Annotated in this window: 13 protein-coding genes; 2 read left to right on the top strand and 11 right to left on the bottom strand. The window is 71.5% G+C overall.

The window, feature by feature from the left end:
• Window positions 1-67 precede the first annotated feature (67 nt).
• The 6 genes from OG730_RS01990 to OG730_RS02015 form a co-directional block, all read right to left on the bottom strand.
• Window positions 68-1747 carry a glycoside hydrolase family 13 protein gene (locus OG730_RS01990; protein WP_327302471.1) on the bottom strand — a complete coding sequence of 560 codons (1680 nt, stop codon included), beginning with the start codon at window positions 1745-1747 and terminating at the stop codon, window positions 68-70.
• 171 nt (window positions 1748-1918) lie between these two features.
• Window positions 1919-4855, bottom strand: coding sequence for a carbohydrate-binding protein (locus OG730_RS01995; protein ID WP_327302472.1), 2937 nt, complete (start codon window positions 4853-4855; stop codon window positions 1919-1921).
• A gap of 181 nt (window positions 4856-5036) precedes the next feature.
• A complete protein-coding gene (locus tag OG730_RS02000) occupies window positions 5037-5927 on the bottom strand; it encodes a carbohydrate ABC transporter permease (protein WP_327302473.1) in 891 nt (296 codons plus the stop codon).
• Window positions 5928-5940: 13 nt separating this feature from the next.
• Window positions 5941-6984, bottom strand: coding sequence for a carbohydrate ABC transporter permease (locus OG730_RS02005; RefSeq protein ID WP_327302474.1), 1044 nt, complete (start codon window positions 6982-6984; stop codon window positions 5941-5943).
• Window position 6985: 1 nt separating this feature from the next.
• Window positions 6986-8344 carry an ABC transporter substrate-binding protein gene (locus tag OG730_RS02010; RefSeq protein ID WP_327302475.1) on the bottom strand — a complete coding sequence of 453 codons (1359 nt, stop codon included), beginning with the start codon at window positions 8342-8344 and terminating at the stop codon, window positions 6986-6988.
• Between the two features lie 219 nt (window positions 8345-8563).
• Entirely contained in the window at window positions 8564-9580 is a 1017-nt protein-coding gene (locus OG730_RS02015) for a LacI family DNA-binding transcriptional regulator (RefSeq protein ID WP_327302476.1), read from the bottom strand.
• A gap of 235 nt (window positions 9581-9815) precedes the next feature.
• Here OG730_RS02015 and OG730_RS02020 point away from each other — a divergent pair, with 235 nt between their 5' ends.
• Window positions 9816-11381, top strand: coding sequence for an oleate hydratase (locus tag OG730_RS02020; protein WP_327302477.1), 1566 nt, complete (start codon window positions 9816-9818; stop codon window positions 11379-11381).
• 75 nt (window positions 11382-11456) lie between these two features.
• Window positions 11457-11942, top strand: coding sequence for a peroxiredoxin (locus tag OG730_RS02025; RefSeq protein WP_327302478.1), 486 nt, complete (start codon window positions 11457-11459; stop codon window positions 11940-11942).
• Between the two features lie 55 nt (window positions 11943-11997).
• On the opposite strand, the gene OG730_RS02030 is transcribed toward OG730_RS02025, so the two are convergent.
• The 5 genes from OG730_RS02030 to OG730_RS02050 all read right to left on the bottom strand — a co-directional run bounded on the left by OG730_RS02030 (window position 11998) and on the right by OG730_RS02050 (window position 16390).
• Window positions 11998-12816: an SDR family NAD(P)-dependent oxidoreductase gene (locus OG730_RS02030; RefSeq protein WP_327302479.1), complete on the bottom strand. Its 819-nt coding sequence runs from the start codon at window positions 12814-12816 to the stop codon at window positions 11998-12000.
• 125 nt (window positions 12817-12941) lie between these two features.
• Window positions 12942-13142 (bottom strand): hypothetical protein, encoded by a 201-nt coding sequence (locus OG730_RS02035; RefSeq protein ID WP_266883522.1) that lies wholly within the window; start codon window positions 13140-13142, stop codon window positions 12942-12944.
• 137 nt (window positions 13143-13279) lie between these two features.
• Window positions 13280-13660, bottom strand: coding sequence for a hypothetical protein (locus tag OG730_RS02040; RefSeq protein ID WP_327302480.1), 381 nt, complete (start codon window positions 13658-13660; stop codon window positions 13280-13282).
• A gap of 359 nt (window positions 13661-14019) precedes the next feature.
• Window positions 14020-14937: a MurR/RpiR family transcriptional regulator gene (locus tag OG730_RS02045; protein ID WP_327302481.1), complete on the bottom strand. Its 918-nt coding sequence runs from the start codon at window positions 14935-14937 to the stop codon at window positions 14020-14022.
• Window positions 14938-15091: 154 nt separating this feature from the next.
• On the bottom strand, window positions 15092-16390 hold the full coding sequence (locus tag OG730_RS02050) for a M14 family metallopeptidase (protein ID WP_327302482.1): 1299 nt from the start codon (window positions 16388-16390) through the stop codon (window positions 15092-15094).
• Window positions 16391-16448 lie beyond the last annotated feature (58 nt).

Below are 16448 nucleotides of genomic sequence, written 5' to 3' on the forward strand. Positions count from 1 at the left end.
ATGTGACACCGCATCTCACGATACGGATGGCCCGCGCCATGGGGCCGTTCGGGGCCGCGGGCGTCGCCTACCCGGGCATGCGCAGCCAGACCGTGGTGTCCCCGGGCAGTACGGGCGCGCCGTCCGCGCCGGTGGCGAGCGGGCCGCTGGCGAGCAGGACCCGGGCGCCCCCGGGAAGCGGGACCGGGCTCGCGAAGGCGGTCAGGCAGCGGAAGCCGCCGGGGCGCTCGAAGCACAGGGTGTCGGGTCCCGCGTCGACCCACTCCAGCGTCTCGGGCAGCCGGGCCAGTTCGGCGCCGCGCAGGGCGAGGGCCTCGCGGTAGAGGGTGAGCACGGAGTGCGGGTCCTCCTGCTGCGCCGCCGCGCTGAGAGCGGCCCAGTGCTCGGGCTGGGGCAGCCAGGGAGCGGCCGGTTCGCCACCGGAGGCGCCGGGCGCCTGGGCGCAGAAGCCGAGGGAGGGGCCGTCGGCCTCCCACGGCAGGGGGACGCGGCAGCCGTCGCGGCCGCGGTCCGTGCCGCCGGAGCGGACGAAGGTCGGGTCCTGGAGGACCTCGTCGGGCAGGTCCTGGACCTCGGGCAGGCCGAGTTCGTCGCCCTGGTAGACGTAGACCCCGCCGGGCAGGGCCAGGGAGACGAGGGCCGCGGCGCGTCCCCGGCGGCGGCCGAGCGCGGCGTCGCTGGGGTCGAGGAGCCGCTTGTCGCCCATGTCGAAGGAGGTGTCGGCGCGTCCGTAGCGGGTGACGTGGCGGATGGTGTCGTGGTTGGAGAGCACCCAAGTGGGCGGGGCGCCGACCGGTTCGTGCGAGGCGAGCGTGGAGTCGACGACCTTCCGCAGGGCGCCGGAGTCCCAGGGGGCACACAGGTAGTCGAAGTTGAAGGCGGAGTGCAGTTCGTCGTGGCGCAGGTAGCGGGCGAACTGCGCGGCCTCCGGGAGCCAGACCTCGCCGATGAACACGCGGTCGCCTGGATAGGTGTCGAGGATCTTGCGCCAGGCGCGGTAGACGGCGTGCACGGCGTCCACGTCCTGGTAGGGCAGGTCGGTGGGGTCGGGGTTCGCGCCGATGTCGGGCAGACCGGGCTTCTTGGCCAGGCCGTGCGCCACGTCGATGCGGAAGCCGTCGACCCCGCGGTCGAGCCAGAACCGCAGGACGTCCTCGAACTCAGCTGCCACGTCGGGGTGTTCCCAGTTCAGGTCGGGCTGTTCGGGGGCGAACATGTGCAGGTACCAGGGGCCTTCGGTGCCGTCGGCCTCGGTGATCCGGGTCCAGGCGGGGCCGCCGAAGTAGGAGTGCCAGTCGTTGGGAGGCAGTTCGCCGTGTGCGCCGCGGCCGGGAAGGAACCAGAAGCGCTCGCGCTCGGGGGATCCGGGGCCGGCGGCGAGGGCCCGGGCGAACCAGGGGTGCCGGTCGGAGCAGTGGTTGGGGACGAGGTCCACGATGACCCGCAGCTCGTGGCCGTGGGCCTCTTCGATGAGCTGCTCGGCCTCGGCGAGCGTGCCGAAGAGGGGGTCGATGTCACGGTAGTCGGCCACGTCGTAGCCGGCGTCGGCCATGGGAGAGACGTACCAGGGGTTGAACCAGAGGGCGTCCACACCGAGTTGCCGCAGGTAGGGCAGCCGGGCGCGGACTCCGGCGATATCGCCCGTGCCGTCGCCGTTCCCGTCGCCGAAGCTGCGTATGTAGATCTGGTAGATCGCCGCGTGCCGCCACCAGGGGGAGGCTGCGGGGTGCGGGGTGCGCTGGGTCACGGGGTCTCCTGGTGGGGTGGGGGCGTACGCGTACACGGGCGCGGGGTGGGGTGCGGCGCCGGGGTGCGGGGCCCGGTCGGGCGGCGGGGTGGCTGGGGTGACCGGGCCCCGGGTTCCGGGGGGTGCGTGGTGCGGCGGTGCGTGGTGCGGCGGTGCGGCGGTGCGGCCGGGCTACCAGCCCGAGTTGCCGGCTCCGCGGTTCACGGCGAACCCGCCGGCGAGGCTCAGTCCGCCCGATGCGGCGTCGGTGACCGTGACCCCGCTGAAGGTGCCCGAGCCGGCCGCGTTGATCTCGATGCCGTAGCCGCCGGCCTTGGCGATCCTGGTGTTCTTCACGGTCAGGTTCCCGACGTTCTTCTGCCAGGAGACGAGCAGGCCGCTGTAGGTGCTGTCCAGGATGTCGTTGTCCTGGAGGAGCACCGGGGTGGTGATCTCCGAGGTGTCGGCGTACACCCACAGGGCGCCGAGCTTGCTCGCCCAGTTGGGCTCGTAGCCGCCGGCCCGGTCGATGGTGTTGCGCTGCACGGTCGCCGGTCCGCTGAAGGGGATGCCGAAGCGGGTGCTGACGGCGATTCCGGCGGCGCCGGTCACGGTGTCGGCGACCAGGTTGTCCTCGATCCGGTTGCCGCCGCCGCCGTAGATCGCTGCTCCGTTGGCGAGCAGCGGGAGCTGGACCGTGTTGAAGCGGAGCACGCAGTCGGTGACGGCCTGGGCCTCCGACCACATCGCGAGGGCGTCGTCTCCGGTGTTGCGGATGCTGCTCTGGGAGACCTCGCTGCCCGCGGTGCCCTTGTGCAGGTTGACCCCGTCGGCGTAGGTGTCCCGGATGCGCAGGCCGGTGGCGAGCAGCCCGCGGGTCGGTGCGTCGATCCAGAGGCCGACCTTGCTGTGCTGGATCCAGAGGTTCTGCAGGGTGGAGCCGGAGCCGAAGTCCCCTTCTACGGCGGCGTCGCTGTTGGCGTCGTCGCGGTGGTCGGACTCTCCGGTGACCGCCAGGTCCTGCACGGTGCTGGTGCCGCCGCGGCCGAAGAGCCCGCCCTTGCCGTTCTTGCCGCGCAGGGTGGTGTGCCATTCGCCCGCGCCGCGCAGGACGGCTCCGGTGAGGTTGACGGATCCCGAGATGTCGTAGGTGCCGGCGGGCAGCCACAGGCCCTTGCCCTGGGCGGTGGCGGTGGACAGTGCGCTGTTCAGGGCGCCGGTGTCGTCGCCGCCGTCGTTCGCGGTGACGCCGAGGGTGGTGGCGGAGACGAATCCGGTGGCGGGCATGGTGGCGGCCGCCGGGGCGGTCTCGGTCTCGACGAGGTCGATGGCGTAGGAGGCGGCGGTGTCCCCGGCGTCCTTCTGGAACTTCAGCACGGTGCCGGCGGGGAACTCGCCCGTGAGGGTGCGGGTCTCGTCGAAGAAGCGGTGGGCCTCGCCCTGGGAGGGGTCGTTGCCGTAGGGGTAGGCGCCGTACACCCAGCTGTACTTCGAGGTGAGGGCGAGATCCTTGGTGTGGGCGCCGTTGGCGTAGAGGCTGAGGGTGGCGCTGTTCCCCGTGCCGGCCGCGTTGTCCGGGATCGAGTAGCGCACGGTCACGGCGTTGGCGGCCTTGGCCAGGGTGAACTGGACGTACTCCCCCGTCTGGTCGAGTACGACGGCCCGCCGGCCCGAGGCCTCGGAGGCCAGGGTCTTGTAGGCGCGGTCCGGTCCCGTGACGGAGGCGTTGGTCGCGCCGGCCTCGGCCTCGTAGGCGGTGTACGGGAGGCTCGCGCCGCGGGTGGCGTTCGCGGTGGAGCCGGTGACCTCGATGCCGTCGAGCTGGAGGTCGCCGCTGTCCCCGGCCTCCGTGCGCAGGGTGAGGGTGTTGAGCTGGGCGCGCAGGGGCGCGTCGGTGGTGAAGGAGGCCCAGGCTCCCGAGGTGGCGGGGAGGGTGAGCCGGCGTACGGGGGCTCCGTTGGCCGTCAGGGTGATGGTCGCGGGGTTGGCCCCCGGGGTGCGGTAGCGCACGGCCACCTGCCGGGTGGCGGCGGTGGGCGCGGAGACGGAGAAGACGGCGCGGGCACCGGTGGCGGTGAAGCCCGTCAGGTAACCGGCTCCGCTGAAGCCGGCGACGGCTGAGGCGGGCGCGGGGCCGCCCGAGGCGAAGGCGGTCTCGGCCTGGTGGCTGAGGGAGCCGGGCGGCGGGTCGGTGGGCGTGGTCGTCGGGCCGGTGGGGGTGATGCCGTCGAGGTTCACGTTGCCGGAGTCGGCGGTGGTGAAGGTCAGCGCGACGGTATTGGCACCCTTGGCCAGCGGCAGCGGCTCCTGGCGGACGGCCCAGGTGTCCCAGTTCGCCGTGGCCGGAAGGGAGATCTGGCGGACCTTGACCCCGTTGGCGTAGAGGCTCAGCGTCTGGGGCGAGCCCGTGCCGTTGGCGTACCGGATCGCGACCGAACCCGTACCGGCCGCGGCCGACTGCACCGCGAAGGAGACCGAAGCGGCCCCCTTGTTGCCGTCCGTGAAACCGCCGACGTAGCCCGTACCGGTGTAACCGGAATGCTCCGACTCGACGCGGGCACCGCCCGACAAGGCGGCGGATTCCGCCTCCAGGCCGGTCGAGGGGGCGGTGGGTCCGGCTTCGGCCGGGGCGACGTGGTCGAGGTTCACGTTGCCGGAGTCGGCGGTGGTGAAGGTCAGCGCGACGGTATTGGCACCCTTGGCCAGCGGGACCGGCTCCTGGCGGACGGCCCAGGTGTCCCAGTTCGCCGTGGCCGGAAGGGAGATCTGGCGGACCTTGACCCCGTTCGCGTAGAGGCTCAGCGTCTGGGGCGAGCCCGTGCCGTTGGCGTACCGGATCGCGACCGAACCCGTACCGGCCGCGGCCGACTGCACCGCGAAGGAGACCGAAGCGGCCCCCTTGTTGCCGTCCGTGAAACCGCCGGCATAGCCCGTACCGGTGTAACCGGAATGCTCCGACTCGACGCGGGCACCGCCCGACAGGGCGGCGGATTCCGCCTCCAGGGTGACGGCGGCGGCGTACGACCCGGTGGCGAGGGTGCCGGTGAGGCCGGTGGTGGCCAGGGCGGTGAGGAGGAGTGGGGAGATGAGGCGTGCGGCTCTGGTGCGGGTTCCTCGGGAAGAAGACACGGCGGCGTGTCCTTTCTGAAGGCGCGCCCCGCGCGCGGGGGGCGGGAGGGCGCGGTGGGGGCCGCCGCGGCGGTCCGTCGCTGCGGCGGTGTCGAGGAGCAGTGCTTCGAGGTGGGGCGGGAGGCCCGGGGAGGGGGTGGATCCCGGGGTGGGAGGCGGTGACGGGGGGGACCTGGTGTGGTCAGCCCTTGAGGCTTCCCGCCGTGAGGCCGGAGATGATGTGCCGCTGGAAGAGGAGGAAGAGGACCAGCAGCGGGACGCTCGCCATGACCATGCCGGCGAGGAGCTGGTTGGCCGGCATGAACTCCGCCAGGCGATTGAGTGCGACGGTGATCGGCTGCTTCGTCTCGTCCGGCAGGACGAGCATCGGCCAGAGGAAGTCCTTCCAGACGCCGACGACCGCGAAGATGGACACCACCGCGAGCACCGGGCGGGACAGCGGGAGGATCACCGAGACGAGGATCCGCACCGTGCCCGCGCCGTCTATCCGGGCGGCGTCGAGCAGTTCCGTGGGGATCTGGTCGAAGAACCGCTTGAGGATGAAGACGTTGAAGGCGTTCGCCGCGGCCGGCAGCCAGATGGCGAACGGCGTGTTGATCAGGTTCACGTGGACGAGGGGAACGTCCACGACGGTGAGGTACACGGGTACGAGCAGTGCGGAGACCGGCAGCATCAGGGTGGCCAGCATCATCGCGAGCACCGCGTTGCCCAGCACAGGGCGGAGCTTGGACAGGGCGTACGCGGCGCAGACGTCGATGACGAGTTGGAAGAGCAGGGCTCCGAAGGCGAGCAGGACGGTGTTGAGGAAGTAGCCGGCGAGTCCCGTGTTGGTCCAGGCCTCGGTGTAGCTCTCGGGGTGCCAGCTGCTCGGGAGCAGGGTCGGATGGGGCTCGGCCAGCTCCGCGGAGCTCTTCAGGGCGCCGGTGGTCATCCAGTAGAGCGGGAAGACGAAGGCCAGCGTGAAGCCGGTCAGGGTCGCGCCCAGGACGAAGCGGTGCAGGAACCGGCCCACGGGCCGGGTGAGTTCGGCGGGCGCGATGAGCGTGCGGGAGCGAGGTTCGGTGGCGGCCATGGCGGTCCTCCTTTCAGTCCTTGGTCCGGGTCAGCCGCAGGTAGAGGCCGGCGAAGAGGCCCAGGACGACGAAGAGCAGGGTGCTCATGGCACTGGCCAGGCCGAAGTCGTTGTAGACGAAGGCGTAGCGGTAGAGCAGCAGCAGGATCGTGACGGTGGCGTCGTCGGGGCCGCCGCCGGTGAGGACGAAGGGTTCGACGAACACCTGCATCGTGCCGATGACTTGGAGCAGCAGGGTGATCAGGAGGATGAACCTGACCTGCGGGATCGTGACGTGCCACAGGCGCCGGCGGATGGAGGCGCCGTCGAGTTCGGCCGCCTCGTAGAGCTCCCCGGGGATGCCGCCGAGGGCCGCCAGGTAGATGAGCGTCGTGGTGCCCATGTTGGCCCAGGTGGAGACGAGGACCAGGGAGATCATCGCGAGGTGTTCCGACTCCAGCCACTGCTGGGCGGGCAGGTGCAGGACGCCGAGCACGTTGTTGAAGAGGCCGGGGCCGGGATCGTAGAACCAGCGCCACAGCAGCATGGTGACGATGGGCGGGAGCATCACCGGGAGGTAGACGGTGAGCCGCAGGTACGACTGGCCGCGGCGCAGTTCGTTCAGGACGACGGCCGTGACGAACGGGGCGGCGAAGCCGAAGACGAGTGCCAGGAGCGTGAAGTAGCCGGTGTTGCGCCAGGCGGTGGCGAAGAGCGGATCGGCGAAGAGGCGGCGGAAGTTGTCCAGGCCGACCCACTCGGCCGGCTGTGCGAAGGTCACCTGCTGGAAGCCCAGGAGGACGCCGCGGACGATCGGGTACCAGGCGAAGAGGGCGAAGCAGATCAGCGCGGCGGAGAGGAAGAGGTAGGCGACGAGGTTCTCCCGCAGCCGGCGGGCCCGGCCGGTGGCCGGAACCCGGCTCGCGGCCGTGGCCGGGCTCTCGCCCGCCTTCGGGTTCTCGCCCGCGTTCGGGCTCTCGCCCGCCTTCGGGTTCTCGCCCGCGGCTCCGGTCCGCCGGAGGTCCCGGAGGCGGCGTGCGCGCCGGCCCGGGGCCGCGGGGGTGGGGAGTGCGGACATGTCACTTCACCGTGGCGAGGATGGTGTCGGTGCGGGCGGCGGCCTGCTCGAGCAGGGTGTCGATGTCCGCGTCCTCCTTGGTCAGGACGGACTGCATGACACCGTCCAGGACGGTGTAGATCTGCTGCGCGTTCGGCGGCTCGACCTTGACCTCGACCTGGGGACTGCGGTCGACGAACGGCTTGTAGTTCTCCTGCGGCACGTTGGCGTGCGCGACGTGGATGGCGTCGATCTTCTGCTGGGCGGCGCCGCCGAAGAGGTTGGGCTGGGGGAGGCCGATCGGGACGCCGAGGCCGGAGAACTTGGTGACGTTCTCCTCCTCCCGGTCGGGGTTGAGGTACTTCCACTGGACCCACTGCAGGCCGGCCTTGATCTTCTCGGGCGTGGCCTTGGGGTTGAACATGAAACCGTCGCCGCCGCCGAGGGTGGCCGTGCCGGGGAGGGCCGCGAGGCCGAACTCCTCGTACTTGCGCTCGAACTGCTTGACGATCGTGGGGATGTTGTCGGGTCCGGCCATGTACATACCGAGCTTGCCTGAGCCCATCATCTTCTGGACGTCGCCGATCTCCAGGAGCTGGCGGGTGCCCATGCTCTTGTCGGTCCAGCGCATGTCGTGCAGGGTGTGGAGCGCCTTGCGGCCCGCGTCGCTGTCGAAGGCGGCCTTCCACTTGCCGTTCTCCTCGGTGGCCACCTCGCCGCCCATGGAGTACAGCCAGGACGTCAGGTGCCAGCCGCCCTGGTTGTTCTTGCTGTAGTCGGCGTAGCCCACGGTGTCCTCGCCGAGCTCGCTGATCTTCTTCGCGGCGGCCCGGACCTCTTCCCAGGTGGTCGGGGGCTTGTCGGGGTCGAGTCCGGCCTTGCGGAAGAGCTCGCGGTTGTAGACGAGGCCCATGGAGTAGTTGCCGGTGGGCAGCCCGTAGGTCTTGCCCTCCTTGTCCTTGAACACCTTCTGGAGCTCGGGGCGTATGTCCGACAGGTACGGGACGTCGGCGAGGTAGGGGGTGATGTCGGCGCCCTGCTTGCGCTGGATGAGCCCGGCCGGGTCGGTGAAGTAGACGTAGTAGACGTCTTCGAGCTGGCCCCCGGCGAGTTTGGCCGCGAAGGTCTTGGGGTCCATCTGGCCCTCGCGGGCATCGATCTTGATCTTCGGGTGGGCCGCCTCGAACTGCTTGACCAGCTCCTCGAAGTCCTTGCGGTCGGCGGCCTGCGTCTTGGCCGGCATGCCGTTGACCGTGATCGTCACCACCCCGCCCGCCTTGTCGCCGGCCGGGGCCGGTGTGCCGGCGCAGGCGGTGAGGCCGAGGCTCGCCACGAGGGCGGTGGAGAGGAGCAGGGCACGACGTCTGGTGATGCCATCCATGGGAACAGGCCTTCCGGGCGGGTCGGGCTTCGATGGCGTGACAGTAGAAGCCGTGAACGCAAGAAGTCAATAATGTTACGCAAGACATTACGCATGGAGATTCGGCTATGTGACGGATCGTGACAGGTCGGCTGTCACCTCGGCGGCAGCGGCGGACACGAAAAGAGGGCCCGGCGACCACCGGGCCCTCTTTTCCCGCACCGCCCCCAGCTCCCCCGGTCAGCGCCCCGGAGACGGGCGCGTGGTGGACGAGCGGACGATGAGTTCGGTGTCGAAGAGGATCTCCGAGGACAGGCCCACCCCCGTACGGATCTGCTCGGCCAAGAACTGCACCGCGGCCGAGGCCATGGCGGCGACGGGCTGGCGGGCCGTCGTCAGCGGCGGATCGGTGGCCACCATGAAGAGGGAGTCGTCGAAGCCCACGACGGACAGCCGGGCCGGGACGTCCAGCCCCCGCCGACGCGCCCCGCGAATGGCGCCGAGGGCGAGGGCGTCGCTGGCGCAGACGACCGCCGTCACCCCGCGCGGGAGGAGCTGGGTGATCGCCGTGGCGCCGCCCTCCATCGAGAAGAGGGCGTGGGCGACCAGCGGCCGCCACTCCTGGGCCGGGACCCCGCGCCGGGCGTTGAAAGCCGCGTAACCAGCGAGTTTGCGAACCGAGGGGACGTGGCCGGAGGGGCCCACGATCATGCCGATCCGCTCGTGGCCGAGCGCCGACAGGTGCTCCAGCGCCTGTTCGGCGGCTCCGGCGTCATCCACCGAGACCTGGGCGACGCCGGGGTTCTCGTCGGCCGGATTGACCAGGACGACCGGGATCCCGCGGCGGCGCAGCTCGCGCCCCTGGGCCTCGCCTATGTCGGTGTAGCTGGCGCCGACGAAGACGATCCCGCCGACGTTCTGCCCGAGCAGCATGTCCACGTAGTGCGACTCCGAGACGCCGTCGGCCGTGCGCGTGCACAGCACGGGGACCAGCCCCTGGCCGTTGAGGAGCCCGGCGAGCGCCTCCGCGGCCGCGGAGAAGACGGGGTTCTGGAGGTCGGGGACAACCAGCCCGATCAGCTGGGCCCGTTCCCTGCGGAACTCCGCCGGGCGCTCGAAGCCGCACACGTCCACGGCCGTCAGGACCGCCTCGCGGGTGGCGGGCGCCACGTCCCTGTTGCCGTTCAGGACGCGACTCACCGTAGTCGTGCTGACGCCGGCCATCTCGGCCACTTGGGCTAGCCTCTGGGTGCTCACGCGATCAAGCTACCAGTCGGGTGCGCAAAAAACAGTCCCACTGACGCAAATCTCTTGCAAGCGGATCGGAAGCACACCGCGGACGCGCACCCCGCACGCACACCACATACGCGCCCCTCGGCCCGAGCCCGTCCAATGGCGCACCCCGGTCGCGACCCGCCGTGGAGGGTGATGGTCTGGGTGGGTGACCGTGCGGCCGACCGGGGCCCGTGCGGCCGGGGTGAGGAGACACGTCGTGGCCAAGGCCTATCTGGTGGGTGCCGGCATCGCTTCCCTGTCGGCGGCGGCGCTGCTGATCAGGGAGGGCGGGTTCGCGGGCTCGGACATCACGATCCTGGAAGCCCAGGACCGCACCGGCGGAAGCCTCGACGCCGCGGGAGACCCCGAGAACGGCTACACCATGCGCGGCGGCCGGATGTTCGAGCTGCACTTCGAGTGCACGTACGACCTGCTGCGCTCCATCCCCTCGCTGGACGCTCCGGGCACCTCGGTCACCGAGGACACCTTCGCCTTCCACGAGGACTTCGCCTGGAACGACAAGGCCCGCCTGGTCGACTCCGCCGGTCTGCGGGTCGACACCCGTTCCATGGGGTTCTCCGAGCGCGACCGGCTGGACCTGGTCGCGTGCGTGGCCTCGCCCGAGTCCCGCCTCGACGGCAAGCGCATCTCGGACTGCTTCACCCCGGAGTTCTTCACCACCAACTTCTGGTACATGTGGTGCACGACCTTCGCCTTCGAGCCCTGGCACTCGGCGATCGAGTTCCGGCGCTACCTCAACCGGTTCGTGCACCTCTTCAAGACCTTCGACACCATGTCGGGCATCTACCGCACCCGCTTCAACCAGTACGACTCGATCGTGCGACCGCTCCAGAGCTGGCTGCGGACCAACGGCGTCGTGTTCACGATGAACACCACCGTGACCGACGTGGAGCTCGCCGAGGGCGAAGGCACCACCGTCACCGCCCTCGTCTGCACCCGGGAGGGCGCGGGCCTGCGGATCCCGGTCGCCGCCGAGGACCTGGTGTTCGTCACCAACGGGTCGATGACCGCGAACTCGACCCTGGGATCGACCGACACCCCCGCCGTACTGGACACCTCCGCGCCGGACGCCTCGTGGCGCCTGTGGCAGACCCTGGCGGCCAAGCGCCCCCACCTGGGCGACCCTTCGGTGTTCGACTCCTCCGTCTCGGACTCCACCTGGGGCTCCTTCACCGTCACCAGCCAGGACCCCACCTTCTTCAAGGCCATGGAGGAGTTCTCCGGCAGCGAGGCCGGCAAGGGCGGCCTGATCACCTTCAAGGACTCCGGCTGGCTGCTGACCATCGTCCTCAACCACCAGCCGCACTTCCACGAGCAGCCCGAGGGAACCTACGTCTGGTGGGGGTACGCCCTCTTCCCGGACAAGGCCGGCGACCACGTGGGCAAGACGATGGCCGAGTGCACGGGCCGCGAGATCCTCACCGAGGTGCTCGGGCACCTGCGCCTCGAACAGAGCGAGCAGATCCTGGAGTCCTCCATCGTCGTGCCGGCCCTGATGCCGTACATCACGAGCCAGTTCCTGGTGCGCAAGGGCGGCGACCGGCCCGAGGTGGTTCCGGAGGGCTCCACCAACCTGGCCTTCATCGGCCAGTACGCCGAGGTTCCCGACGACGTGGTGTTCACCGTCGAGTACTCGGTGCGCACCGCGTGGACGGCCGTGGCCCGGCTGCTGCACCTGGACCGGCAGCCGCCGCCGGTCTACAAGGGCGGCCACGATCCCCGGGTGCTCCTGGAGGCCCTGCACACGATGCACCGCCGCTGAGCCGTCGCTCGGCCGCCGCCGGGCCGCCGCGGTCGGGTACCGTACGCCCCTCGACGACAGAGAGGTGCGGCCATCGTGACCCGAATCCCGGACGTGGGCGATGTGGTGGGCGAGTTCTCGCTCCCCGGCGGCCTGCTGAGTGAGGACGCCTTCACGCGCGGGCGGTACACGCTCGGCGAGCAGCGCGGGAACCCGGTCGTTCTCGCCTTCTACCCCGGCGACAACACCCCGGTCTGCACGACGCAGTTGTGCTCCTACTCCGACGGGCTGGAGGCGCTCTCCGCGTGCGGCGCCCAGGTCTGGGGCATCAGCCCGCAGGACGTGGACAGCCACGAGGCCTTCGCCCGGGCCCGGGGTCTGCGGATTCCGCTGCTCGCCGACACCGACCGCGCGGTCGCCCGCGCCTTCGGCATCGCGGCTCCCGTGATCGGCCTGCGGCGCTCCGTCTTCGTCATCGCCCCGGACGGCACCCTGCACTGGAAGCACGTCGGGACCCTCGGCGTGAGGTTCCCCTCCGCGGACACCATCGCGGAGCAGCTCGCCGGTGTCACCACGGGCTGAAGGTCAGGAGATCAGGGGGCCAGCGGATTCCGGAGCCTCCGGACACTCAGGAGACTCAGGAGACTCCGGAGGCCAGGTCGGCCGCGGGCATGAGGCGGCCGACCGAGTTGACCATCTGCCGGCGGCTGAGCAGGCGGCCTCCGACGGCCAACACCCGGTTGAGGGCGCCGGAGATCACGCTCGGGCCCGGATTCCTGCGGTCGAGCGCCGCCAGCGCCGTGCGGACGACCTCCTCGCACGTCTGGACCCGGGTGCCGCCGCCCACCTCGCTGGTCCCGACGACGTCGAAGAACTCGGTCTTCGTCGCGCCGGGCGAGAGCGCCAGCACCCGCAGTCCGGTGCCCTGGGATTCGTGCCAGAGCGCTTCGGTGAAGCTCAGCACGAAGGCCTTGGTCGCGCCGTAGACGGCCATCTGGGGAATGGGCTGGTAGGCGGCCATGCTCGCGACGTTGACGAGGACGCCCTTGCCGTGGGCGCGCAGCGGGCCGATGAAGGCACGGCTGATGTCGACCACCGCGCCCACGTTGACGGCGAGTTCCTGGCGCAGCCGTGCGGGATCCTCCTGGTGGAGCGGGCCGAAGGTGCCGAAGCCGGCGTTGTTGACCAGGCTCGTGACCGTGATGCCGCGCCGCTCCAGCTCTTCGAGGAGCGCGTCGCCGATCCGGTCCGCTCCGAGGTCCATCGGGACGGGCGTGGCCTGGACCCCGTACTCCGCCGAGAGCTCCGCGGCCAGCCGCTCCAGGCGGTCGGCGCGGCGGGCGACCAGGACGAGGCCGGATCCGCGGGCGGCCAGTCGGCGGGCGAACTCCTCGCCGAGGCCGGAGCTCGCTCCCGTGATCAGTGTGGTCTGGCCCCGGTAGTCGACCGCGTTCATGACCCGTCTCCCCTGCGCGTGGTGGCGTGCCTCCCGTACCAGGGCCACCGTACGCGCCGGGTCCCCGGCCGTCCGGCGCGGGAGGCCGGACGAACGGGGACCCGGGCGTGGAGCGGGGCCCGTGCTCAGTTGTTGGAGCCCACCGTGTTGTTGAGGCCCGCGTTGAACACGTCGTCGGCGGCGAACTGCAGCCAGTCACCGAAGACGATCGTGTACGACTTCTCGGACGGGGCGTTGACCGTCACGTCGGCGGAAGCGGCGGAGGCGCAGCCGAGGACGATGACACCGGCGGCGACGAGGGAGAGCACGGAGCGTACGGAACGCATGGATGCACCTTTCGGAAGGTTCGGGTGGGGGCAGTGAGCACCATCGAACCTAGAGAGGCGCCGCCTGTCTGTCCCGCCGCAGGGCCGGGCCGGGCCGAGAGCCAACCGATCGGACGAATCGGACCGCGGAGCGCGGCTCAGCGCGCGCGGGCCGCGCCCGAGGCGAGGGCCTCGCCGACGACGCGGATGGCGCGGGCCAGCCGGGAGAGCTGCTGGAGCTCGGCGGCGTACATCCTGATCGAGGTCTCGATGACCCCTTCGGTCACCCCGAGGGAGGGGAGCTGGGCCCGGCCGGTTTCCAGGGCCACCCGTACGGCCCGCATCTCGTGCTGCACCTGCAGCTGGGCGTGGCGCGCGAGGAGCACGGGGCTCCGGGTCAGGGTCGCGTAGCCGGCGTAGCGGGCCGGCAGGAGATCGCGCAGCCAGTGGGTGGCCGTGCGTTCCCAGTCGTGGTTCCCGGGCCTCTTGACCTGCTGGGGCCAGTCCTGACTGCGGGTGCTGAGAGCCGTCTGAGACATTCCTGCCGCTTCCACGAGGTGTCGAACGCCGATGGAGACGTTTGGCGCGGCCTCGGCCCAGGGGTTGGCCGAGGCCGCAGAGGCGCTGCGGGATCCGAAAGCCGGACGGGACACCAGGCGTCACGTGAGGAGGAGAAACGTCACGTCGGGTGTCTGTTCAAAGACGGTGTGGGGACACCGCCCTCGGCATCTTGACGGATGACCGCGCCGCCATCAGTAAACATATATACCGTTGAGTAAGCAAGGGTATGAAAATATTCATGTGCAAGGGTGCCGTGAATATGGCACCTCGTGCCACTTCGTGGGCTCATGGGTGGATCTAGAGGCCCGGAGCGCCAGTGGGCGACAGGGCTGGGCGTCTAGAGGAAGAAGCCGTGCTGGTCGGCGGCCTGCTCATAGCTTTCGAGCCGGGTTTGCGTCCGCTCGGGGTCCGCGTCCGCCATTGCCTGGAGCAGCGCCGCGGACAGGACGCCCGGCGCCGCGTAGGAGTCGAAGACCAGCCGCGATCCGGTTCCGGCCGTCAGTGCCACGTCGGCCTCGTCCACCAGCGGCCCGAGCGTGCGGTCCGTGATCAGTGCGATCCGCAGCCCCGCCCCGCGGGCCACCCGCAGCGCGGCGAGGGTCTCCTTGGCGTGCCGGGGCATCGCGAAGGCCAGGACCCAGCTGCCGCCCGCCGCCCGGGCCTGCAGCAGCGCGTCCGAGGCGACGCTGCCGCCGCCGGTGACCAGGCGCACGTCGGGGTGGATCCGGCGGGCCGCGTACGCGAAGTACTCCGCGAGCGAGACGGAGATCCGCAGCCCGAGGATCGTCAGCGGCACCGACCGGGCCAGCTCGCGCCCGATGTCGAGCACCTGGTCGGTGTCGGCGAGCAGCTGGCGGACGGTGCGCAGGTTCTCGATCTCGGCGTCGACGGCCGCCTGCAGTTCGTTGCGCCGGGTCTGTGCGGGGCTGTCGGGGGCGCCGGCCACCGCGCTGAGCGCGATCGGCTGGAGCACGTCGCGCAGGGCCGGGTAGCCGCTGAAGCCGAGGGCGGCGGCGAAGCGGGTCACGGAGGGCTGGCTCACGCCGGCCCGTTCCGCGAGCTCGGTGATGGAGAGGAACGCCGCCTCGGTGAGGTGGTCGACGAGGTACTGGGCGATCCGGCGCTGGCCCGGCGAGAGCGGGTGCCCGTCGAACAGCGCCCGGACCCGGTCCGCCGGGGCCCGCTCGTGGTCGATCGGCTGCCCGCCCGGCGTGATCGCCGCCGCCTGTGCGCGCGCCTGCTGCCCCGATGACACCGGCGGTCCTCCCTTTCGTGCCGCTCCGTGATCCCAACATAGCTCACGGCATCCGGCTGACCAGCGCGCTTCCCCGCTCGGCCGGCCGCGCGGACGCACGCGGCGCCCTTCGGCGCGCACCGGCTCCGCGACAGCCGCACGGGCTGATGGATCGTCAGCAGTCCTGTACGGGCTGTCCCGTTGCGATCCGGTGCGGGGCCCGGCCGTCGAGGAGGAGCACCGCGAGGGCCCGCAGGGGCTGGTTCAGCGGAACGAACGCGCCGCCCTCGACGGGTACCGCCCGTACGCCGTGCAGGGCCAGGAGGCTGCCCGTCCGCGCGTACTGGGCCGGGGTGAGCCGGTAGCCGCAGGGCGGGTCGGCGAGGATCTCCCCCGCTGCCGCGGGAGCGTTGTCCGCGCCGCCCAGCAGGACCGGGCCCACCGCGCTCCCGGCTGCCCGTCGCGCGCCGTCCGAGGCCGCCGCCAGGGGGCCCGTACGTGTGGAGACGTAGGCGAACAGGCCCCTCAGTGCGGCCAGTTGGGAGCCGACCCGGCGGCGGTGGTTGAGGGACGGGTCGGCCCGCTCGGCTTCCCCGGCCCTGCCCGAGGGTGCTTCGACGCGGCTTTCGATCAGCAGCGCGACCGCGTGCTTGACGCCCGCCGTGTTGCGCAGGATCCGCTCCTGGCCGTCGCCGGCGGACTGCCCGACCGGGGCGCCGGTCACGGGGTCGGTGCGGATGCCGTAGGTCCCGGTGGAATGGCCCGACGCGTGCGCCGCGCCGCGTACGTACGCTTCGGACAGGGCGCGGGACTGCGCGTACACCGCCGGGTCGGTGTTGAGGTTGCGCGGCCAGAGGTCGAAGAGGTCCTTGTCGTAGGTCCCCGGCGTCGCCCGGTACTCGTGCAGGTCGTACACGAGGTGCGGTCGGTGGTCGCGCAGCACGGCGGCCATCGCCCGCGCCTCCGGTGAAGTCAGGGCCATGTGGTCGCGGTTGATGTCGGTGCCCCCGGCGTTGGCACGGGTGCCGGCCGCCCGCCCGTCCGGGTTGGCCGTCGGGACCACAAGCAGGGTGACCGCTTCCAGGAGCCGCAGGGCCGCCGCTTCCCGGGCGTGGGCGAGGTCCCGCACGGTGCTCAGGCAGGCCTCGCGCCCCGCCGGTTCGTCCCCGTGCTGGCCGCACACCAGCAGGACGGTGACGGGGCCCCGGCCCAGACTCACCAGGTGCAGCGGGCGGCCCCGCGGGGTCGTGCCGATGGTCCGGACGGTGGCGCGCCCGCCGGGCCGGCCGATCGCGTGGAGCAGCTCCCGCTCCTGGGACTCACTGGTCCAGTGCGCACCGTCCGTGGCCTCGAAGCCGGTACGGGGCGGCCCCTCGGCCGCACGCACCGGGCCGGAGGTCAGGGTCGCCGCGAGCACGGCCGCCAGGGTTGCGGCGAGCGCGGACAGGCCGCGCGCCGTCGTCTTCTCGGTCACGCCCCGGTTGTAGCGGGACCGGGACCCCCGCCGCAGGGATCTCCTCCTGAACTCACCC

It is taken from the genome of Streptomyces sp. NBC_01298 (genome assembly GCF_035978755.1).
In the GTDB taxonomy this organism is placed as follows: Bacteria; Actinomycetota; Actinomycetes; order Streptomycetales; family Streptomycetaceae; genus Streptomyces.

What these genes read in the sequence shown, in the direction of transcription:
- OG730_RS02030 (WP_327302479.1), bottom strand. Translation starts at nt 12,816, where the DNA reads ATGAACGCGGTCGACTACCGGGGCCAGACCACACTGATCACGGGAGCG.
- OG730_RS02000 (WP_327302473.1), bottom strand. Translation starts at nt 5,927, where the DNA reads ATGGCCGCCACCGAACCTCGCTCCCGCACGCTCATCGCGCCCGCCGAA.
- OG730_RS02040 (WP_327302480.1), bottom strand. Translation starts at nt 13,660, where the DNA reads ATGTCTCAGACGGCTCTCAGCACCCGCAGTCAGGACTGGCCCCAGCAG.
- OG730_RS02010 (WP_327302475.1), bottom strand. Translation starts at nt 8,344, where the DNA reads ATGGATGGCATCACCAGACGTCGTGCCCTGCTCCTCTCCACCGCCCTC.
- OG730_RS02005 (WP_327302474.1), bottom strand. Translation starts at nt 6,984, where the DNA reads ATGTCCGCACTCCCCACCCCCGCGGCCCCGGGCCGGCGCGCACGCCGC.
- OG730_RS02035 (WP_266883522.1), bottom strand. Translation starts at nt 13,142, where the DNA reads ATGCGTTCCGTACGCTCCGTGCTCTCCCTCGTCGCCGCCGGTGTCATC.